Origin of the sequence: Salinigranum halophilum (assembly GCF_007004735.1) — an archaeon.
Taxonomy (GTDB): Archaea; Halobacteriota; Halobacteria; order Halobacteriales; family Haloferacaceae; genus Salinigranum; species Salinigranum halophilum.
The window spans coordinates 220,569-239,714 of record NZ_SSNL01000004.1; the positions used below are offsets into that span (position 1 = coordinate 220,569).

At 68.1% G+C, this 19,146-nt stretch carries 20 protein-coding genes; 10 read left to right on the plus strand and 10 right to left on the minus strand.

Translation table 11 applies throughout. The features are described 5' to 3' along the window. The first annotated feature begins 30 nt into the window (after positions 1–30). From E6N53_RS09775 to E6N53_RS09800, 6 genes are all read left to right on the plus strand, one after another. A complete protein-coding gene (locus E6N53_RS09775) occupies positions 31–873 on the plus strand; it encodes a 16S ribosomal RNA methyltransferase A (RefSeq protein WP_142858862.1) in 843 nt (280 codons plus the stop codon). Further along, positions 873–2,042 (plus strand): mechanosensitive ion channel family protein, encoded by a 1,170-nt coding sequence (locus E6N53_RS09780; RefSeq protein ID WP_142858864.1) that lies wholly within the window; start codon positions 873–875, stop codon positions 2,040–2,042. The genes E6N53_RS09775 and E6N53_RS09780 overlap by 1 nt, the downstream gene beginning before the upstream one ends. After that, entirely contained in the window at positions 2,039–2,650 is a 612-nt protein-coding gene (locus E6N53_RS09785) for a HemK2/MTQ2 family protein methyltransferase (RefSeq protein ID WP_142858866.1), read from the plus strand. Before E6N53_RS09780 ends, E6N53_RS09785 begins: the two co-directional genes overlap by 4 nt. A gap of 61 nt (positions 2,651–2,711) precedes the next feature. Continuing rightward, a complete protein-coding gene (locus E6N53_RS09790) occupies positions 2,712–3,716 on the plus strand; it encodes a 5-methyltetrahydropteroyltriglutamate--homocysteine methyltransferase (protein WP_136590165.1) in 1,005 nt (334 codons plus the stop codon). Next, on the plus strand, positions 3,713–4,795 hold the full coding sequence (locus E6N53_RS09795; RefSeq protein ID WP_142858868.1) for a methionine synthase: 1,083 nt from the start codon (positions 3,713–3,715) through the stop codon (positions 4,793–4,795). The genes E6N53_RS09790 and E6N53_RS09795 overlap by 4 nt, the downstream gene beginning before the upstream one ends. Before the next feature lie 129 nt (positions 4,796–4,924). After that, positions 4,925–5,350: a dCTP deaminase/dUTPase family protein gene (locus E6N53_RS09800; RefSeq protein WP_142858871.1), complete on the plus strand. Its 426-nt coding sequence runs from the start codon at positions 4,925–4,927 to the stop codon at positions 5,348–5,350. 385 nt (positions 5,351–5,735) lie between these two features. Here E6N53_RS09800 and ndk read toward each other — a convergent pair whose 3' ends face one another. Genes ndk through rpl7ae form a run of 4 tightly spaced genes read right to left on the minus strand, consistent with a single transcriptional unit; the run spans position 5,736 to position 7,156 of the window. Further along, a complete protein-coding gene (gene ndk / locus E6N53_RS09805) occupies positions 5,736–6,215 on the minus strand; it encodes a nucleoside-diphosphate kinase (RefSeq protein ID WP_142858873.1) in 480 nt (159 codons plus the stop codon). After that, positions 6,212–6,562: a 50S ribosomal protein L24e gene (locus tag E6N53_RS21620; protein ID WP_142858875.1), complete on the minus strand. Its 351-nt coding sequence runs from the start codon at positions 6,560–6,562 to the stop codon at positions 6,212–6,214. Before E6N53_RS21620 ends, ndk begins: the two co-directional genes overlap by 4 nt. Then, the gene (locus E6N53_RS09815; RefSeq protein WP_103426021.1) at positions 6,562–6,786 is read right to left on the minus strand and encodes a 30S ribosomal protein S28e; all 225 of its coding nucleotides are present in this window, start codon (positions 6,784–6,786) and stop codon (positions 6,562–6,564) included. The genes E6N53_RS21620 and E6N53_RS09815 overlap by 1 nt, the downstream gene beginning before the upstream one ends. Positions 6,787–6,793: 7 nt before the next feature. After that, positions 6,794–7,156: a 50S ribosomal protein L7Ae gene (rpl7ae, locus tag E6N53_RS09820; RefSeq protein ID WP_142858877.1), complete on the minus strand. Its 363-nt coding sequence runs from the start codon at positions 7,154–7,156 to the stop codon at positions 6,794–6,796. Between the two features lie 290 nt (positions 7,157–7,446). On the opposite strand from rpl7ae, the gene E6N53_RS09825 reads away from it, so the two are divergent. The 3 genes from E6N53_RS09825 (at position 7,447) to E6N53_RS21020 (ending at position 12,429) form a co-directional block, all read left to right on the plus strand. Then, on the plus strand, positions 7,447–9,720 hold the full coding sequence (locus E6N53_RS09825) for a PAS domain-containing protein (protein WP_161596540.1): 2,274 nt from the start codon (positions 7,447–7,449) through the stop codon (positions 9,718–9,720). Positions 9,721–9,759: 39 nt separating this feature from the next. Next, complete coding sequence (tmcA, locus tag E6N53_RS09830; RefSeq protein WP_142858881.1) at positions 9,760–12,096, plus strand: tRNA(Met) cytidine acetyltransferase TmcA; 2,337 nt, start codon at positions 9,760–9,762, stop codon at positions 12,094–12,096. A gap of 168 nt (positions 12,097–12,264) precedes the next feature. Continuing rightward, the gene (locus E6N53_RS21020; RefSeq protein ID WP_201740170.1) at positions 12,265–12,429 is read left to right on the plus strand and encodes a DUF8014 family protein; all 165 of its coding nucleotides are present in this window, start codon (positions 12,265–12,267) and stop codon (positions 12,427–12,429) included. On the opposite strand, the gene E6N53_RS09835 is transcribed toward E6N53_RS21020, so the two are convergent. From E6N53_RS09835 to E6N53_RS09860, 6 genes are all read right to left on the minus strand, one after another. After that, positions 12,426–13,169, minus strand: coding sequence for a GNAT family N-acetyltransferase (locus tag E6N53_RS09835; RefSeq protein ID WP_136590173.1), 744 nt, complete (start codon positions 13,167–13,169; stop codon positions 12,426–12,428). The two genes, E6N53_RS21020 and E6N53_RS09835, sit on opposite strands and share 4 nt — an antisense overlap. 84 nt (positions 13,170–13,253) lie before the next feature. Continuing rightward, positions 13,254–13,643 (minus strand): DUF8055 family protein, encoded by a 390-nt coding sequence (locus E6N53_RS09840; protein ID WP_142859634.1) that lies wholly within the window; start codon positions 13,641–13,643, stop codon positions 13,254–13,256. 2 nt (positions 13,644–13,645) lie between these two features. Further along, a complete protein-coding gene (locus E6N53_RS09845; protein ID WP_142858884.1) occupies positions 13,646–15,346 on the minus strand; it encodes an FAD-dependent monooxygenase in 1,701 nt (566 codons plus the stop codon). Further along, a complete protein-coding gene (locus E6N53_RS09850) occupies positions 15,339–17,027 on the minus strand; it encodes an electron transfer flavoprotein subunit alpha/FixB family protein (RefSeq protein ID WP_142858887.1) in 1,689 nt (562 codons plus the stop codon). The genes E6N53_RS09845 and E6N53_RS09850 overlap by 8 nt, the downstream gene beginning before the upstream one ends. 2 nt (positions 17,028–17,029) lie before the next feature. Continuing rightward, a complete protein-coding gene (locus tag E6N53_RS09855) occupies positions 17,030–17,923 on the minus strand; it encodes an electron transfer flavoprotein subunit beta/FixA family protein (RefSeq protein WP_136590176.1) in 894 nt (297 codons plus the stop codon). 197 nt (positions 17,924–18,120) lie between these two features. Then, on the minus strand, positions 18,121–18,465 hold the full coding sequence (locus E6N53_RS09860; RefSeq protein ID WP_136590177.1) for a 4Fe-4S dicluster domain-containing protein: 345 nt from the start codon (positions 18,463–18,465) through the stop codon (positions 18,121–18,123). Between the two features lie 197 nt (positions 18,466–18,662). Here E6N53_RS09860 and E6N53_RS09865 point away from each other — a divergent pair, with 197 nt between their 5' ends. Next, complete coding sequence (locus tag E6N53_RS09865) at positions 18,663–19,139, plus strand: GNAT family N-acetyltransferase (RefSeq protein ID WP_136590178.1); 477 nt, start codon at positions 18,663–18,665, stop codon at positions 19,137–19,139. The last annotated feature ends 7 nt before the right edge of the window (positions 19,140–19,146 follow it).

The following is a 19,146-nucleotide window of genomic DNA, read 5'->3' on the forward strand; positions in this document are numbered from 1 at the left end:
TTTAGGCCCGCCGAGTCGAATGTAGCGGTAATGAACGTGGACGGCACCGGCCGCCGCGACCCCGACCGTCTCATCCGCCGGGCGGGCGTCCGCGGCGACCCGGACCGCGACCAGCACTTCCTCGTCGACGACCGTGTCCTCGACCGGATTCCGAGCCACCTCCCCGACGGGGCTGACACGAGCCACCTCCTCGAGATCGGCGGCGGGACCGGCGCGCTCACCGACCGCCTGCTCGCCGTCGGCGACCGCGTGACGGTCGTCGAACGCGACGCCGACCTGGCGGCGTTCCTCCGCGAGGAGTTCGCCGAGGCGGTCGAGTCGGGCCGACTGACCGTCGTCGAGGGTGACGCCCTCGCCGTCGACCTCCCCGACTTCTCCGCGTGCGTCTCGAACCTCCCGTACGGGATCTCCTCGGAGATCGCCTTCCGACTCCTGCCGGGCGGGAAACCGCTCGTGTTGATGTTCCAGCTGGAGTTCGCCGAGCGGATGGCCGCCGAGTCGGGAACGAGTGAGTACGGCCGCCTCTCCGTCGGCGCGCAACACTACGCGGACGTCGACGTCGTCGAGCGAGTCCCCCGCGAGGCGTTCGACCCCGCGCCGGCGGTCCAGAGCGCAATCGTTCGGACGACGCCACGCGACCCCGACTACACCGTTGCGGACGAAGCGTTCTTCTTCGACTTCGTCAAGGCGCTGTTCACCCAGCGACGGAAGACCGTCCGGAACGCCATCCGGAACACGACGCACATCTCGGGTATCGCCGACGGCTCCGCCGTCGTCGACGCGGCTCCGGAGGAACTGCTCGCGAAACGCCCCGGCTCGCTCTCGCCGAGCGAGTTCGCCGCCCTGACCGCACTCGCCGCCGACTACCGGTGATGCTTCAGACCCAGCCGACCGGTCTCGACGCGCTCGTCCCCGGCATCCCCGAGAAGGTCGTCGTCACCGTCGTGGCCGTGCTGGTCGTCTCGGGGGTGTGGCGAGTGACCGACTACCTCCACGACCGCAGCGACGAGAGCACGCTCGTACCGAGCACGTGGCGACACCTCCTCGTCTCGGGGATGGGCGTCCTCGTGACGGTCGGCGGCGGGCTGTTCGTCGTCGCGGTGTGGGGGCTCACCGGTCCGCTGGTCGAGGAGGTCCAGTCGTACGGCCTCGGGCCACAGAGCGTCGTGAACGTCGTCCTCGCGCTCGTCATCATCGTGACCGCCTACGGGATGACGGACCTCGTCGGACGGATCACCCGCGAACTCTCCGACAGCCGGCGAGCCATCACCGAACACCAGCGGGAGATCGTCTACCGGCTCTCACAGGTCAGCCTCTACACCGTCGCCGGGTCGCTCATCCTCGGTATCTGGGGCGTCGACCTCGGCGGCGTCCTCGTCGGGGCCGGCTTCCTCGGCATCGTCGTCGGTCTCGCGGCGAGACAGACCCTCGGCGCGCTCTTGGCAGGGTTCGTCCTCATGTTCTCCCGCCCGTTCGAGATCGGTGACTGGGTCGAGATCGGCGAGCACGAGGGCATCGTCACCGACATCACCATCGTCACCACTCGGATGCAGACGTTCGACGGCGAGTACGTGATGGTGCCCAACGACGTCGTCTCCTCCGAGAGCGTCGTCAACCGCTCACGCAAAGGGCGACTGCGAATCGAGGTCGACGTCGGCATCGACTACGACGCCGACCCGCGGGCGGCCGCGGAGGTCGCCCGCGACGCGGTGGGCGGACTGGACAACGTCCTCCGGGTCCCGACGCCACAGGTCGTCGTCAAGGAGTTCGCCGATTCGGCCGTGCTCCTCGGCGTCCGGGTGTGGATCGACAACCCGAGCGCGCGGCGGATGTGGCGCACGCGGACCGCCGTCGTGAGCGCGGTGAAGCGCGCGTTCGACGAGGAAGGAATCAAGATCCCCTTCCCGCAGCGCGAACTCATGGGTCGCGAGGAGTCCGGCGGGTTCCACCTCGCCGACGGGTCGGTCCTCGCTGGGGGCGAGGAGGTCGCCGCCGAGGCGGACGGCGGCCAGCCCGAATCGAAGGGGGGTGAGGGGTCGTGACCCGCGACGAGTTGGCGGCCCGTCGCGGCGTCGAGACGGCTGTGTACCAGCCCGCGGAGGACTCGGCGCTGCTCGCCCGGGCGGCCGTCGACGACGTCTCCGGCGCGGACCGCGTCCTCGAGGTCGGCACCGGTTCGGGGTGGGTCGCAGAACGGGTCGCGGCGGAGACGGACGCGCGGGTCGTCGCCTCGGACCTCAACCCCCACGCCTGCCGCGCGGCGCGCGAGCGTGCCCGTGGCCTCGCTGCCGACGAGGGGAGCGGGTTCGAGGTGGTGACCGCCGACCTCGTCTCCGCGTTCCGCGACGAGGCGTTCGACGTCGTCCTGTTCAACCCGCCGTACCTCCCGACGGACCCCGACAACGAGTGGGGCGACTGGATGGAGCGCGCGTTGTCGGGGGGCGAATCCGGCCGCGCGGTCATCGAACCGTTCCTCGACGACGTCGGCCGCGTGCTCGCGTCGGGGGGGCGCGTGCTGTTGCTCGTCAGTAGCCTCACCGGCTACGAGACAGTCATCGACTACGCCCGCGACAGGGGCTTCGCAGCCGAGAAGGCCGTCGAGGAGTCGTACCCCTTCGAGGCGCTGACGGTCGTTCGGCTGACCCTCTGATGCGCAACAGTAATAGAATGGTTTAGCAAATATTAAGCGTCGGCATTTCAAAGCCCCGGTGATGACTGAACTCGTAGCGACGACACCCGGGCTGTTCCCACTGCCCGACTGGGCGAAGGAGGAACTCTCGGACCTGAAGGGGCACCAGAAGGGTGACCTCATCAGCGGTGACGAGAGCGGTGACATCGTGGCGGCGTACGACCGCGCCCGCGGCGAGGTCATCGACCAGCAGGAGGACGCGGGCCTCGACCGCATCGGCGAAGGGCAACTCCGCTGGGACGACAACCTCGCGCACCCGCTCACGGTCCACGACAACGTCGAGACCGGCGGCATCGTCCGGTACTACGACAACAACAACTTCTACCGCGACCCGCAGGTAACGGGCGAACTCGACTTCTCGGGCGACGTCGCTGCCGAACTCGAGGCGGCCGCCGAACTGACCGACGGCCCGCTGCAGGCCGTCCTGCCCGGCCCGTACTCGCTCGCGGAACTCGCGAGCGACGAGTACTACAACGACGACGCCGACTTCCTCGCTGCGGTCTCCGACTTTCTCGCCGGTGAGGTCGAGGCGTTCCCCGCACACGAGACGCTGTTCCTCCTCGAGCCCTCGCTGGTGACGGCACCGCCCGCGGACGACCTCGCAGCACAGGTGCCCGACGCCATCTCGGCCGTCGCGAGCGAGACCGACGCCGACGTCGTCGTTCACTCGTACTGGGGTGCCCACGACGAGAAGACGTACGCGCACCTGATGGACGCCGACGTCGAGGCGCTCGGCTTCGACCTCATCGCCGGCGACCGCGAGCAGACGATGTACAACGTCACCGAGTACGGGACGAAATCGGACGTGGCGCTCGGTCTCGTCGACGGGCAGAACACCCGCGTCGAGTCGTCCGAGACCATCCGCGAGCGCGTCGACTGGTTCGCCGACCAGGTCCCCTCCCAGACGTTCGACACTGTCTACCTCACCTCGAACACCGAACTGTTCTACCTGCCCGTCTCGAAGGCCCAGGAGAAACTGGTCGCGCTCGCCGAGGGGGCCGCCGCGGAGGAGGAGGTGGAAGCATGACGGGACACCGAACCGCAGGCGTCGACACCCGCGAGCAGTTCCGCCCCGAGGGGCACGAGACCGACCACTTCATCCTGACGTCGGTCGTCGGCTCGTACCCAAAGCCCAAGTGGCTCAACCGCGCCGACGACCTCGTCCACGACGAGGACTCGAAGTTCACCGAGGAACACCTCCACGAGGCACACGACGACGCCTGTCGCGTCATCGTCGACGAGCACGAGCGTGCCGGGCTCGACACCGTCGTCGACGGCGAGATGCGCCGCAACGAGATGGTCGAGTTCTTCGCCCACCGCATCGACGGCTACGAGTTCCACGGGCCCGTGAAGGTGTGGGGCCACAACTACTTCGACAAGCCGAGCGTCGTCGAGGAGGTCGAGTACGACGAGCCGTGGCTGGTCGACGAGTTCGAGTTCACGAGGGATGCGGCGTCGAAGCCGGTCAAGGTCCCCATCACGGGGCCGTACACGCTCGCGAGCTGGTCGTTCAACGAGGCCTACGACACCGAGGCCGACCTCGCGTACGAACTCGCCGACCTGGTCAACACGGAGGTCGAAAAGCTCGTCGAGGCCGGCGCGCGCTACATCCAGATCGACGAGCCCGCACTGGCGACGACGCCGGACGACCACGCCATCGTCGGCGAGTGCTTAGAGCGCATTGTCGCCGACATCGACCCTGACGTGAGAATCGGCCTCCACGTCTGCTACGGCGACTACTCGCGCATCTACCCCGAGGTCAACGACTTCCCCATCGACGAGTTCGACGTCGAACTCTGCAACGGCGGCTTCGAGCAGATTGACGTCTTCACCGACCCCGAGTTCGAGCCCGACCTCGCCCTCGGTGTCGTCGACGCCCACACCGCCGAAGTCGAGTCCGTCGAGGAAATCAAACAGAACATCCTGCAGGGCCTGAAGGTCGTCCCGCCGGAGAAGCTGACCATCTCGCCCGACTGCGGCCTGAAGCTCCTCCCGCGCGACATCGCCTTCGGCAAGATGGAGAACATGGTGAAAGCCACCCGCGAGGTCGAAGCCGAACTCGACGCGGGCGAAATCGACCTCGCCGACCCGCTCCCGACGGCGTAAGACGGACGAACCTGCGGCAGTGGCGGGTTCTTTTGCGGTCCCACCTGACGCGCCACACCGACCGTCGCGCAGTCACCGAGACGTCTCCTGGGGCCCCACACTTTTCTCGACGACGACCCACGACCCGATATGGCAGCCGAATCCCTCGCCGACCGCCTCTCCGACCTCGTCCACCGCGAGACTCAGGTCCACGACGCCGGCGTCGACCTCACCGTCTCCGGCGTCCACGCGCTCTCGGGACCGGCACAGGTCGACTTCGGCGGCGGCGAACTCACCGACGCTCGGACGTCGACCGTCGAACCGGAGACGCGCGAGCAGAACGACGACTACGGCTGGTGGCACCTCGGTGGTGGAACCTACCTCCTCGAGTACAACGAGTCGCTCACGGGGTCGGACGAGGTGCTCCTCCAGCCGCGTCGCGCACTCGTCGAACGCGGGGCGACCCATCCGACGCTCCGCGTCACCGACCTGCCGCGGGTGCCCGTCTCCGTCCCGCCCGCGGGTATCCACGTGAAGGAGAACGCCCGCGTGTCGACGCTCTGTCCGCTCGACTGACGGCGGGCCGTTCGGTCGACCCGGACGACGGGACTGTCCCCCTCGGTGGTGAACTGCGTTCCGTACGGCTCGGAACGGTCACGCATCGCCGCCGGCGTGGTGTCTCCGGGACCCAAAACTCCCTGTTCGTGGTCGTGATTGTGTGTGGGCTCGCCGGGTGTGTCTGCGTCACTCACGCCCACTGTACGACAGACAGTGATTATCAAGTACCTGTCGAGTGACACCACGTTTCCGGTGAACGGAACCACCGAGACGCGCAGTCGACAGAACGGTCGTCCCCGCCGTCGCCGTCATCGCCGTCGAGTCGGTGGCCGTGAGGGTCGGCATCGACGACTCTCGCGGGGGGTACCCGGCGTGAAAAATGCGTCGAGACCGCTAGTCGCCGTCAGTGCGCTTCGTCTTCGTAGACCCACGTCGCCGCGTCGAGGTCCCAGTCGACGAGTTCCTCGTCGTCGAAGAAGAGGTCGATTTCGCGCTCGTTCGCGCCCTCGTCCTCGTGGTCGGAGCCGTGGATGACGTTGTGACCGAGGTCCAGCCCGTAGTCGCCGCGGATGGTGCCCGGCGGCGAGTCGGCGGGGTCGGTCTCGCCCATCATCTTTCGCACCTGCCGGGTGGCGTCCGCGCCCTCCCAGACCATCGCGAAGACGGGCCCAGAGGTGATGAACTCGACGAGCCCCTCGAAGAAGGGCTTGCCCTCGTGTTCACCGTAGTGTTCGTGCGCGAGTTCCTCGTCGATCTGCATGAACTTCGCGCCGACGAGTTTCAGACCGCGCGCCTCGAAGCGCGAGACGATGTCTCCGATGAGGCCCCGCTGGACCCCGTCGGGCTTGACCATCACGAACGTGCGCTCGTCGTGGTGGCTCATTCTTCGTCGTCCTCCTCGTCGTCTTCGTCGGCCTCGGTGGCGTCGGCTTCGACGTCCTCGTCCGCCCCTTTCACTTCGGCCTCGTCGTCTTCGTCGGCCTCGGCAGCGTCGTCTTCGGCTTCGGCTTCCTGCGTCGCACCGGCGTCGCGAGACGCCTGCGCGCGCTCTGCCTGGCGGCGACCGGTGGTCGTCCACTCGAGGTCACGGGCCTCACGACCCAGCAGGTAGTTCTTCTCCGCCTTCGAGTCCTTGAAGTGGAGCACGGTCCCGTCCGTCTTGACGAACATCGTCCCCGTTCCGGGTTCGATGTCGTCGCCCGTGTAGTCGCAGGTTCGTTTCTCGACCATTACTGTCCTCCGATGGAGTCGGCGTCGCGCTGGGTCTCTCTGAGTTGGAGAATGTCGCCCTCACGGACGGGACCCAGCACGTTCCGCGTGATGATGCGACCCTGGTTCGAGCCCTCACGGATGCGGCACTTGACCTGCATTGCTTCGCCGTGCATGCCGGTCTTGCCGACGATCTCGATGACCTCCGCGGAGGTGGAGTCGCTGGCGCTCTCTTCTGCGCTCATTGTTGGGTTATCGGAGTTCCTCGACCTTCGAGGCGATGTCCTCGACGCTCTCCTCGGCCTCGCCGGCGTCGACGATGGTCGCGGCAGCGCTGCCGACCTCTAAGCCGGCGGCGTGACCGATGTCGTCTTGCGTCTCGACGAAGATGACCGGGATGCCCTTCTCCTCGGCGAGCTCGGGGAGATGCATCACGATTTCCTCGGGGGAGACGTCTTCGGCGACGAGAACGAGTGCGGCGTTGCCGCGCTCGACCGCCTTCGTGGTCTCGTTCGTTCCTTTCTTTACCGTTCCTGTGTCTCGTGCGACCTCGAGCGCCTCGATGGCGTCTTCGGCGAGGTCTGCGGGTACATCGTAATCGACGTAAACTGGCATTGTATCCTCCTCCCTCCCGGGGCTCGACTGCCTCGCCAAACCGGTCTTCCGGCGTCCGCCTCTCGACGGAAATCCCTGACGGCGAGGAGTAGTCATCGACCCACGGGCAGGGGTGTAACCAGTCGTAGAGCATCACTCCATAAAAGCGCTTTCAAACCCGCCACGCCGTGCGATACGCACACACGGCCACTTCGGGCGGCACGCACGCGGTGCGTGGTATCAGACGTGAGAACACTGCCGATGCGCATATATCCTCGACTGCAGAACTCCCGACAGACGAGTCACCGCCCGTGAATCCCATCACCGAGGACGACGACATTCACGTCCTCCACGTCGACGACGACCCCGCGTTCGGCGACCTAGTCGCGACCTTCCTCGGTCGCCACGACGGCGTCGTCGTCCACCGGGAGACCGACCCGACCGCCGCCTTGGACCGCCTCGACGCCGTCGACTGCGTCGTCTCCGACTACGACATGCCCGACCTCGACGGCCTCGAACTCCTCCAGCGGGTCCGCGCGCGGCGGTCAGACCTCCCGTTCGTGCTCTTCACCGGGAAGGGAAACGAGGAGATCGCGAGCGAGGCCATCGCCGCCGGGGTCAGCGGCTACGTCCAGAAGGGCGGTGGCTCCGAGCGCTACGAACTCCTGGCGAACCGGATTCGCACCGTCGTCTCCGAGGCGCGCGCGACACGCCGGGCACAGCGGGTGACGGACCAGCTCCAGAACGTGTACGAACGGACGACGGACGGCGTCGTCGCCCTCGACCGTGACTGGCGCTACACGTACGTGAACGCGCGGGCGGCAGAGGTTCTCGACCTCGACCCGACGACGGCGCGCGGAACCGACGTGTGGACGGCGTTCCCCGCGCTCGTCGGCTCGGTGTTCGAGACGGAGCTCCGGCGGGCGATGGAGACGGGTGAGTCCGTCTCCTTCGACGCGTACTTCGAGCCGCTCGAGACACACTTCGACGTCCGGGCGTTCCCCGGCGAGGACGGGCTCTCTATCTACCTCTCCGACGTCACCGACGAGCAGTACGCGCGCAGACAGCTCGCGTCCGAGCGCCGACTGCTCGACGCCGCGCTCGACGCGCTCGACGACGTCTTCTACGTCCTCGACGACTCCGGTGAGCGGCTCGTCCGGTGGAACGACGGCCTCAACGAGGTGACGGGACGCTCCGACGCCGAACTCTCGACGGTCGCGGTCACGGAACTGTTCGTCCCCGCCGACCGGGAGGCCGTGGCACAGACCATCGAGCGCGTCCTCGGCGGGACGGAGACCACGGGGGCGGCCCGGTTCGATACGGGAGACGAACCGCCGGTCTACGAGTTCCGCACCGTCCCACTGTACGACGAGAACGACGTCCTCGTCGGTGCCTGCGGCATCGGTCGCGACGTCACGGTTCAGCGGAGCCGCGCCGCACACCTCGAACGGGTCGAGACGATCATCGAGGCGCTCGGCGACCCGGTGTACACGACCGGCAACGGGGGCGAACTCACGTACGTCAACGACGCGTTCGTCGACCTCACGGGGTACGACGCCGACACGGCGCTCGGCAGTCACGCCGCGGAGCTGTTGAAAGACGAGGCGGGACACGAGGCGGTGCGCGATGCGATTCGCCGGGCCTACCGGGAGGACGCACCCGCACGGCTCGAGTTCGACCTCTACACTGCCGACGGGGAGGCGGTCCCCTGTGAGGACAACCTCTCGCTGTTACCGACGGACGGTCCCTTCCGGGGAACCGCCGGCGTCATTCGAGACGTGAGCCGTCGCCACGAGCGGGAGGCGACGCTCCGCCGACAGCGCGACCAGCTCGACGAGTTCGCCGCCGTGGTCTCTCACGACCTGCAGAACCCGCTCTCGGTTGCGCTCGGCCACGTGCAACTCGCGAGGGAGACGGCCTCGACGGACCGCCTCGACGCCGCCGAGGACGCACTCGAGCGGATGGACCGTCTCGTCGACGACCTGCTCGAACTCGCTCGGACCGGAGCCGTCGTCGACGACCCACAGCCGGTGTCGCTCGCCGACGTCGTCGTCGACGCCTGGGCCGTGACGGACACCGCCGACGCGACGCTCACTCTCGACGGCGACCTCCCGCGGGTCTCGGCCGACCCCTCGCGCCTCGGCGGACTGTTCGAGAACCTGTTCCGCAACGCGGTCGAACACGGACTCACCGCGACGCGCGAGTCGACCGGGCGGGAGTCGCGGCCGCCGAACGGCCGCGCGGGCGCGTCGGTCGACCGGACTGCCGAACACCACTCGACCGAACTGGCCGACGACGACCTGTCGAACCGGACCGACTTCGAGGTCCGCGTCGGCGCGCTGCCGACCGACGACGGCACGCCCGGCTTCTTCGTCGAGGACGACGGCCCGGGCTTCGACGCCGATATCGACCCACAATCACTGTTCGACCCGGGCGTCTCGACCGCGCCCGACGGGACAGGCTACGGGCTCGCCATCGTCCACGACATCGCGGTGGCGCACGACTGGCAGGTTGACGCGACGACCGCGAGCACGGGTGGGGCCCGATTCGAGTTCCGCACCGCTCACCCGGCGCGCCCCGACTGAACCCGAACCGCCTTACGCACGCTTGACCAACCACCGCCGATGTCGGACCCGTCCCCCTCGCGACCCGCTGTTCGAGCGCTGGCTGTCGACCTCGCCGCGCGGGCGAGAGAGACCGACCAGCGTCGTCTCCTCGTGCTGAGCGGTGACCGCGACGCCGGGTGGGACGCCGCGTTCTCGGCGGTCGAGGGAGTGGATGCCGACGACGACGCCGTCACGTTCGTCTCCACACGGGAGGGGGTCCGATTCGACCGCGTCTCGCCCGCCCGCGCGGACTCGCTCCTCGGGACCACTCGATCGGTCGTCGTCTGCGACGCCCACGAGGGGTTCTCACCGAACCTCCTCGGGCGGCTCTCCGGGGTCGTCGACGGCGGCGGCCTCCTCGTGTTGTTGACCCCGCCGCTGGACGCGTGGCCCACAGTGCGGACGGGGTTCGACGAGAGCCTCGCTGTCCCACCGTTCCCCGTCGAGGCGGTGACCGGTCGCTTCCGCCGCCGACTCGTCTCACTCATCCGCACCCATCCGGGGGTGGCCACCGTCGACGTCGACGGGGGCGTCGTTTGGCGCGACGGCGCGACGGACGACAGCCCGTTCGCGGGCGGGCGCACCGCACCCTCGACACCCGACGACGCCGCCTTCCCCCGTGCGGCGTACGAAGCGTGTCGAACTCGCGACCAGTCGCGGGCGCTCGCCGCGCTCGAGCGACTCCGGGAGGGGGAGCGCGAACGGCGCGAAGCGGTCGTCGTCGAGGCCGACAGGGGACGGGGGAAGTCGAGCGCGGCCGGCCTCGCGGCGGCGTGTCTCGCACGTGAGGGGAGTGACGTCCTCGTGACGGCCCCGCGCTACCGCAACGCCCGCGAGGGGTTCGTGCGCGCGCTCGAACTCCTCGAAGGGTTCGGTGCAGAGGTGAGTCACGACGAGGAGGCACACGTCGTCAGCGTCGGCGAGGGGGGTCGGATCCGCTTTTGCCGACCGACCGCCGTCGCCGAGGCCGGACCGCCCGACGTCCTCCTCGTCGACGAGGCCGCGGCGCTCCCCGTCCACCTGCTGACCACGTTCCTCGACGCCGACCGTGTCGCGTTCTTCACGACGGTCCACGGCTACGAAGGGGCGGGTCGGGGCTTCACCGTCCGCTTCCGCGACAGACTCGACGAGCACGGACACACCGTGACCGACGTCCGCCTCGACGACCCAATCCGATACGCCCGCGGCGACCCCGTCGAGTCATTCACGTTCCGCGCGCTCCTCCTCGACGCGCGGCCCCCGGTGGACCAGGTGGTCGCCGACGCGACTCCCGAGACGGTCGCGTACGAGACGTACACGCCCGAGGACCTGCTCGCCGCCGAACACCGGCTGCGAGAGGTGTTCGGACTGCTCGTCCTCGCACACTACCGGACCGAACCGAACGACCTCGCTCGGCTCCTCGACGCGCCGAACCTCACCGTGCGGGCGCTCACCCACGGCGGCCACGTCGTCTCCGTCGCGCTTCTCGCGCGCGAGGGCGGTCTCGACGCCGACCGGCGACGGCGGATGTACGAGGGGGCGCGCGTCCGCGGGAACATGCTCCCGGACGTGCTCACCTCGCAGGTCCGCGACGAGGACGCCGCCATCCCCGTCGGGTATCGCGTGATGCGTATCGCCACGCACCACGCCGTCCGGTCACGCGGGCTCGGCTCGCGGCTGCTCGACGAGGTCCGGCGCGAACTCTCGACGACGGACCCCCTCGCCGCGCGTCTCGATTCGCACGGCGACGCCGTGGGAGGCGGACGGAACGACCCGCCCGTCGACTGGCTCGGCGTCGGCTACGGCGCGACCCCCTCGCTGGTCGAGTTCTGGCGCGCGAACGGCTTCTCCTCGCTGTACCTCTCGACCTCGCGGAACGAGACGAGCGGGGAACACTCCGTCGTGATGCTCGACCCGCTCTCGTCGCGGGGACGGGCGCTGTGGGACCGCCACACTGAGTGGTTCCTCGCCCGCGCCGAGGGTGTCCTCTCTGACCCCCTGCGGGAGGTTGACGCCGACGTCGTCCGCGCGTCGCTTCGGGCCGCCGGGCGCGCGTTCTCGTGTTCGCTCACCGACCGTGAGTGGCGGGTCGTCGTCGACGCCTCCTTCGGGCCCGGCCTCTACAGCGCGAACCCTCGGCCGTTCCGACTGCTGGCGCTCCGTGCGCTCACGACGGCGGACGGACCGCTCACCCCCGACGACGAACGTCTGCTCGTCCGGAAGGTGCTGCAGGCTCAACCGTGGGACACCGTCGCCGACGGACTCGGCTTCGTCTCGACGGGGCAGTGTATGAAGACGCTCGGCCGCGCGTACCAGTCGCTCGTCGAGTGGGACGGGACGGACGCGGCGGCGGCGCACCGACGGCGATACGAGTAGCCGACCCTCGCCCCTCGCGGTCGTCCTCGTCGGTGTCGACGTCGCCCTCGACCGCGACGTCGACCGTGACCGGTGAGTCCTCCGGCGCTCGTCCGACGCGACTCCCTCCCGCGCGGCTTCCCCTCCGAGGGACGCACACTCTTGTCCGTCGGGTGTCTCTCTCCTCGTATGGCGACCTGTAGCGAGGCGGGGTGTGAGAACGAGGCGGCGGTTCGGGTGTACGTCCCCTGGGAAGCGGACCGAGACGTCTGTACGGCTCACGCGCGAGCCATCGTCCAGCAGGACGGGGTCGTCGCCGAACCCCTCGAGGGGTCCGAGGAGAACTGGCGCTAGTCGAGGAGGTCGACCGCCATCATCACCTCGTCGACGTAGTCGCCGTCGATCTTGTAGTGGTCGCTCCGGACGGCCTCGGTCTCCCAGCCGTGGCCCGCGAGGAAGTCGATGGCCCGCTGGTTCGTCGCCGGGACGGAGTTGTACAGCTTCTCGAAGCCGTGTTCGCGCGCCCACTCGACACCACGTTCGAGGAGTGCCGAGCCGATACCGTGGCCGCGGAACTCGTCTCTGAGGCCGACGGTGAGGACCGCCGTGTGTGAGAGGAACTCCGTCTCGGGGAGGTCGAGGTGGACCCAGCCGGCGACCTCGTCGTCGTCGCCGACGCAGGCGACGAAGAACAGCCGCGAGTGGACCTCGTTGTGACGGATGAGTACCTCCTCGTGGTCGAGCACCTCCGCGACCGTCTCCGCCTCGAAGTAGTCGCCCTCTTTCGCGACCTCGCGGATGGTCTCGGTGAGCCGTTCCTGGTCGTCCTCGTGGGCGGTGCGGATGACGAACTCGACGCCGTCGGACTCGTACTCCCGTGGCGCGTCTTCCTGGTAGGCGATCTGGAGTCTGTCACCGACTTCACGGATGTACCCCTCTTGACGAAGGATGGTCGTGTGGACGCCGAACGCACCGGGCTCCATGTTCAGCGACCGCCGGGCCTCGTCCTTCCGGACCGTGCCGTGGCTCTCGACGTAGTCGTACAGGTCCTTGCGGTCCTTGTGCGAGAAACTGAGCTTGTCGGTGATGTCCATGAGGGCCAGTACCACACCTCGATACTTAATAGTTGTTCGTGAGGTTCTGTGCGGGGGCGTCGGAACTCGCGACACCGGTGCGTCTCAGTCTCGCCCGGGTACCTTCGTCACCAACTGTGCGGTGTCGACGATGTTGTGCGTCTTCAACAGCACCTCGGCGGCCTCCCGTACCGTCACGTCGGTGTCGAACGCCACTCCGTGACACCTCGTGTACAACGAGAGGTAGTCGTTCGTCGCCCGGTGGAGCAGGCTGAGTTCGCGCGCCGAGAACTCGACGTCCCACGCCGCGGTCCGCGCTTCGATGTACAGCGCGACCACGTCGCCGAACCCGTCGCGGGCGTACCGCAGCGCCCGCTCCTCGTCGACCGCCTCGGGCGGCTCGAACGTCTCGCGTTCGTGACGGGCCGTCTCGGCGAGGTCGGCGATACGGGCGTAGTAGCCCGAGTGACGCTCGCGTTCGTCCGTCGCGTCCATACTCACCCTTGCTTGAACTCGACACCCTTTCCGCCGCGCGGGTGGACCCACGTCGTGTCGGCGACCACGGCGCAGGTCCCACACTCGACGCAGGGCTGGGTGTCGAGCGACACCACCTGCTCCTCGTGGCCGTTCTTCTGGATGGTCTCCTCGCGGTAACAGCCGCCGCCGAAGTCACGCGCGGAGACCGGGCACGCGTAGACGGCTGCCCCCGACGCCTCCATGGAGTTGTCCTGGACGACGATGTGTGGATTGCCGATGTCGGTGTTGTACGAGAGGTCGCCGATGCGCTCTTCCAGCGACGGTGGCTCGACGTAGCTCTCGTCCCGCACGGGCGTTCCCAGTTCCTCGGCGATGACGGTGGGGAGGGTGACGTACGGCGTCCGTGTGTCCGGAATCATCGACGTCAGGAACGGCGAGTTGTACAGCGTCTCGATGCGAGAGCCGAGGAGGCGGACACCGAACCGTCCCAGCGGCGAGTCGACCACGTCGTCGACGAGTCCGGCCATCGGTTCGCGCTCACCCAGCGACCCCAGCAGTTCGTACTGCTTCGGCCGGAGCTTCTTCATTACGCCCTCGTCGCGGAGCTTCTTCGCGTAGAGCCGTCCTGTCTTCTCGGGGGAGCCTCTGGCTCGCGACTCCGCGAACGCCTCCGCGGCGAGCGCGCCCGCGGTGACGGCGTGGTTCATCCCCTTGATGATGGGTCCTTGCGCCTGCATCTGCCCAGCGGCGTCCCCGACGAGAACGAGGTTGTCACGGTACGGCTCGCGGAGCGCGACCTTCTTCGAGTCCGGCACCAGCTTCGCCGAGTACTCGCGCTCACGGTACTCGTCGCCGAGCCACTGCGCGAGGAGCGGATGGGTGAGCAGCGCATCGAGGAGTTGGTGTGACTCGAGCTCCCCGTCGACGATGCTGTCGAGGTGGAACACGGTCCCGAGCGAGAGCGACTCCTCGTTGGTGTAGAGGAAGCCGCCGCCACGAGCCTCGTCGAAGAGGTCGCCCGAGAAGAGGTGGGCGACGCCCTCCTCGTCGGTGATGTTGAACCGCTCGTTCACCTCTTCTCTCTCCATGTCGACGACGGCCTTGACGCCCTGGAACCACTCGTCTGGACGCTCCCAGTCCATCAGCCCTGCCTGCCGGGCGAGTTCGGAGTTGACGCCGTCGGCGGCGACGATCAGGTCCGCCCTGATCGGGTCGAGTTCGTCGCAGGTCACCCCGACGATGTCGCCGTCCTCCTCGAGGAGACCGTTCACGTGGACCTCGGTCAGGAGGCCACCGCCGGTCTCGCTGGTGCGCTCGTGGACCCGCTCGGCGAGCCACGAGTCCATCTTCCGTCTGAGCACCGAGTCGGACCACTCCGTATCCGACTCGTGGAGGTCGGTGAGGTCGAACGACTCGACCTTCGTCCCGGCGACGTTGTGGATGTAGTACTTCGTGATGGGTCGCTCGGCCGCCTCCGCGCGGAAGTCGTCGAAGATGCGGTCGATGGTGTACGGCGCGCTCTCTTCGGCGTAGATGAGCCCGCCCGAGACGTTCTTCGAGCCGGCGTCGACACCGCGTTCGAGCACGAGCGTCTCGACCCCGTACGAGGCGAGCGTGGCCGCCGCGGCCGCCCCGCCGGGACCCGCCCCGACGACGACCGCCTCGTAGTGTTCGTACTCCGCACCCGGGTCGACCGTCGTCGTCTCCGCTGCGCTACTCATCGTGTCCCTCCTGGGCTGCCGTGGTGTCCGTTGGTACCGGTTCGCCGCCGTCGGCGACCGCTTCGACGTCCAGCGTGCCGGTCTTCACCGCCTCCGTGAGCCGCGGGAGGACCTCGAAGAGGTCGCCCTCGATGAAGTAGTCCGACCAGTCCTTGATGCGAGCGTCCGTGTCGGTGTTGATGGCGACGATGGTCTCCGACTCGTCACAGCCGACCTTGTGCTGGACCGCCCCGGAGACGCCGGCGGCGATGTACAGCTGCGGCTGGATGACCTGGCCGGTCTCGCCGATCTGGCGTTCCTCGTGGGTGTACTGCTCCACGTGGCCGTCGAACTGGAACGAGCCCGTGACGATGCCGCGGGTGACGCCGACGTCGCTGTTCTCGAACGCGTCTGCGAGTTCGAGTGCGAGCTCTACCCCCTTCGTCGGGTCGGCGCTGATTCCCCGGCCGACGCAGACGACCACGTCGTGCCCCGTGAGGTCGACGCCCGAGTCGAGCTGGTCGAACTCGGTCACCGAGACGCGGAACCAGTCGTCGTCGAGCGGGAGGTCGTTACGGACGACCTCACCCTCCCTGTCGGGGTCGGGGTCGGGGACTTCGAAGCTCCCCGGGATGACCGACCCGCCCTGTGGGTGGAACTCGCGGTGGGGGTTGTCCAGACAGAGGATGGTCGAGTACTCGAAGCCAGAGAAGTCCGGCCGCTTCATGTGGAGGACGCGCTCGAACGTCTTCTTCGTCCCGGGTTCGCCGGTCTTCACCGGGTTGGAGATGACCGTGTCCTCGATGTACAGCCCCGAACAGTCCGACGCCAGCCCCGAGTCGAGTTCGGCCTGGACCTGCGCGGAGAGGTCGCGGCCGTTGTTCGTCGCCGGGAACAGCACGTACCGCGGCTCGTCGTAGTCGCGCCACTCCGCTGGTTCCTTCTCCCGACCGAACGGGTGGTCGGCGGCGCGGGCCATGTCGCAGAATATCTCGGTGTAGGGCTTGTGCTGGAAACGCGAGAGGCGCTCGTCCTCGCGGACGACGACCACGTCCGCGCCGAGGGCGATGCACTCCTCGGTGTGCCTCTCGACGTCGTCGCCGATGAGTACCGCGACGACCCGTTCGGTTTCGCCGTAGTCGCCGTTGTAGGTGTCCATCAGCTCGCGGGCCTTCCCGAGCATCTCCTTCGAGACGTCGATGAGTCCGCCCGCCTGCGTCTCACAATACACCCACATGTCGCGGTACTCCCCCTCGTCCAGCGCGTGGACGTACTGTTTGTCCTCGGTCGGGTGGTCGAGGTCCGGGTGCCGCTCCTCGGGGCTCTCTCGGGCTTCGACCTCGTCGTCGCCGTCGCCGCCCTCCAGCGATTCGAGGCGGTTCTCGAACTGGCGGACGATGGTGTCGCGGTTCTGTCCCGCCTGTTCTTCCTCCAGGAGCGTGCGGAGGCGGTCGACGTCGTCCATCGACTTGATGGCGTTCGCGAGGTCCGCCAGCCCCATCTCCGCGAGGTCGATGTCGCCGTCGCCGCCGTCGTCCTCGGAGAGTTTGTCGATGCGCGACTGGATGAGCGTCTTCACCGGGGCGCGGTCCTCGCCGGCCTCCTCGGCGGCGAGCATCTCCGCCAGTTCGTCGCGGTCGTCGACGTCCTTGATCTTCGGGCCGAGTTCGGCGATGTCGTACTCGGTGGGGTCGACCTCCATCGTCAGTCACCCCCCGCCTCGGCGGCTCCCGGTCCCGTCGCGAAGGGCGTCAGCTCCTCAACCACCTGCTGCATGGCGTCCGAGTCTGCGGGGTCGACCATCGTCGCCTCGCGCTCGGCGGGGGCCTTCGGAATCGGGTCGACCGAGGAGACGATGGTGGGCGAGCCGTCGAGGCCGATGTAGTCGGGGTCGAGGTTCAGGTCGCTGTGGTCCCACACGGTCACGGCGTCGTCGTCCTCGTCGAGCGCCGCGGCGCGCTCGCGCGTCTCGTTTCGGAGCGTCTTCAGTTCGAGGCGGTCGGCCGCCGTTCGATACACCGGCTCGAAGTCGGGGTCGGTGACGATGAACGCCGGGAGCGACACCTCGACGGTCTCGACCTCCTCGATGTCACCCTCGACGAGGCGTTTCGCACGGACGGTCTCCTCGTCCGCGTCGACGTCCAGGGCGATGACGTGCGTGACGACCGGCAAGTCGAGACACCAGCACGTCTGCGGGCCGGTGTGGCCCGTCTCGCCGTCGGCCGTCTTGAACCCGGCGAACACCAGGTCGGGGACGCCACGCTTTCGGATGGCAGACGCGAGCGTGATGGCTGTCGCCCAGGTGTCGGCGGCGGCCATCTCCCGGTCGGAGACGAGTGTGAGGTCGTCGGCGTACACCGTCTCCATCGCCTCGCGGAGGACGTCCTTGTAGCCGGGCGGGCCCATCGACATCACCGAGACGGTGCCACCGTGTCTGACCCGGGTCTGCAGCGCCGCCCGCAGCGCGTGCTTGTCGTTCGGGTTCATCACCGTCGGCGTCTTTCCCCGTTCGAGGTGGCCGTTCTCGTCGAACGATACCTGCCCCTCGCGGAAGTCGGGGACCCCTTTCGTCAACACGACAGTGTCAAGTTCTCCCATAGTCTCGCCATCATCTCCGCACGTTTTCATAATAATCTTTTGGCTTAATTCTCAGCTGACAGGACTGTCCGGGTAGACGAGAGCGTCCACAGGCTCGGGAGAGGGCCGTCGCTCGCGACTGGTGGACGACGTGGGCGACGAGGTGACGACGGTGGCGGGCGACGGAGACGACGACGTGGCCCGAACGCGGGCGCGGCTCAGATGCGACCGGCGCGTCCGGGGTCGACGTCGATGGCGTCGACGGGGCAGACGTCGACACAGAGCATGCAGTCGATGCACTGGTCTTCGTGTGTCGGTTCGGCTTTGATCTCGGACTCGGGGTGGCCGGGCGTGTCGACCCAGGTGAACACGTCGACCGGACAGTCCTCGAGGCAGGCACCGTCGGCGAGACAGATGTCGAAGTCGACGGCGACGTGGGTCCCGTGGATGCCCTGCTTCTCCGGCGGGTCGTACGGACCCCAGATGGCGACGTCGTCCGCGAAGGCCTCCTCGTCGACCTCCACTCGCTCGCGGTTCGTCTCGAAGTTCGCGTCGATGGCCATGGTAATCTACGAGTACGTGACGTGGAGGGCACTTAACTCTTGCACGGGACACGTTCGGCGGCGGCCGACGGCGCGACGATTTCGCCGCGGGACGCGGCGGAGTGGTCGCCCGAACCCGCGCGTCAGGTGTCGTCGACGACCGACACACCGCTCGACGACGGTGGAGTTATATTCCAGACTCGTGTACGTGTACGCCAGTGAGTGCCACAATCGAGAAACGGGTCGACGGGCCCAACGACGCCACGCACGTCGAGGCCGCGTGGGCGCTCAAAGAGCGAATCCGGCAGGCCGAGGGCGTCCTGAAACAGCGGCGCGGCTTCTTCGTCGACGCCTACCGCCGGTCGACGACGCACCTCCTCTTCGACGGGGACGAACTCGCCGGGTTCGTCTCCGTCCGCCGGGACGGCTACATCCTCTTTCTCGCCGTCGCTCCCGAAGCCCGCGGGCAGGGGCTCGGCCGCCGACTCGTCGCCGAAGTCGCACAGCACCACCGTTCGGTCACCTGTCACGCGCGGTCGACGAACGAGAGCGCGCTTCGCTTCTACGAACACATCGGCTTCGAGGTCCGACGGCGTATCGACAACTACTACGAGGACGGTGGGGACGCCTACTACCTCCGCCTCGGACAGGACGCCTCGTTCCGGGAGAAGCTCTCGGAGTTCTTGCGCCGCTGACGCGACG

What these genes read in the sequence shown, in the direction of transcription:
- E6N53_RS09840 (WP_142859634.1), bottom strand. Translation starts at nt 13,643, where the DNA reads ATGGACGCGACGGACGAACGCGAGCGTCACTCGGGCTACTACGCCCGT.
- ndk (WP_142858873.1), bottom strand. Translation starts at nt 6,215, where the DNA reads ATGAGCCACCACGACGAGCGCACGTTCGTGATGGTCAAGCCCGACGGG.
- E6N53_RS21620 (WP_142858875.1), bottom strand. Translation starts at nt 6,562, where the DNA reads ATGGTCGAGAAACGAACCTGCGACTACACGGGCGACGACATCGAACCC.
- rpl7ae (WP_142858877.1), bottom strand. Translation starts at nt 7,156, where the DNA reads ATGCCAGTTTACGTCGATTACGATGTACCCGCAGACCTCGCCGAAGAC.
- E6N53_RS09860 (WP_136590177.1), bottom strand. Translation starts at nt 18,465, where the DNA reads ATGGCCATCGACGCGAACTTCGAGACGAACCGCGAGCGAGTGGAGGTC.
- E6N53_RS09795 (WP_142858868.1), top strand. Translation starts at nt 3,713, where the DNA reads ATGACGGGACACCGAACCGCAGGCGTCGACACCCGCGAGCAGTTCCGC.
- E6N53_RS09850 (WP_142858887.1), bottom strand. Translation starts at nt 17,027, where the DNA reads ATGGAGGTCGACCCCACCGAGTACGACATCGCCGAACTCGGCCCGAAG.
- E6N53_RS09790 (WP_136590165.1), top strand. Translation starts at nt 2,712, where the DNA reads ATGACTGAACTCGTAGCGACGACACCCGGGCTGTTCCCACTGCCCGAC.
- E6N53_RS09800 (WP_142858871.1), top strand. Translation starts at nt 4,925, where the DNA reads ATGGCAGCCGAATCCCTCGCCGACCGCCTCTCCGACCTCGTCCACCGC.
- E6N53_RS09855 (WP_136590176.1), bottom strand. Translation starts at nt 17,923, where the DNA reads ATGGGAGAACTTGACACTGTCGTGTTGACGAAAGGGGTCCCCGACTTC.
- E6N53_RS09815 (WP_103426021.1), bottom strand. Translation starts at nt 6,786, where the DNA reads ATGAGCGCAGAAGAGAGCGCCAGCGACTCCACCTCCGCGGAGGTCATC.
- E6N53_RS09775 (WP_142858862.1), top strand. Translation starts at nt 31, where the DNA reads ATGAACGTGGACGGCACCGGCCGCCGCGACCCCGACCGTCTCATCCGC.
- E6N53_RS21020 (WP_201740170.1), top strand. Translation starts at nt 12,265, where the DNA reads ATGGCGACCTGTAGCGAGGCGGGGTGTGAGAACGAGGCGGCGGTTCGG.
- E6N53_RS09835 (WP_136590173.1), bottom strand. Translation starts at nt 13,169, where the DNA reads ATGGACATCACCGACAAGCTCAGTTTCTCGCACAAGGACCGCAAGGAC.
- E6N53_RS09780 (WP_142858864.1), top strand. Translation starts at nt 873, where the DNA reads ATGCTTCAGACCCAGCCGACCGGTCTCGACGCGCTCGTCCCCGGCATC.
- E6N53_RS09845 (WP_142858884.1), bottom strand. Translation starts at nt 15,346, where the DNA reads ATGAGTAGCGCAGCGGAGACGACGACGGTCGACCCGGGTGCGGAGTAC.
- tmcA (WP_142858881.1), top strand. Translation starts at nt 9,760, where the DNA reads ATGTCGGACCCGTCCCCCTCGCGACCCGCTGTTCGAGCGCTGGCTGTC.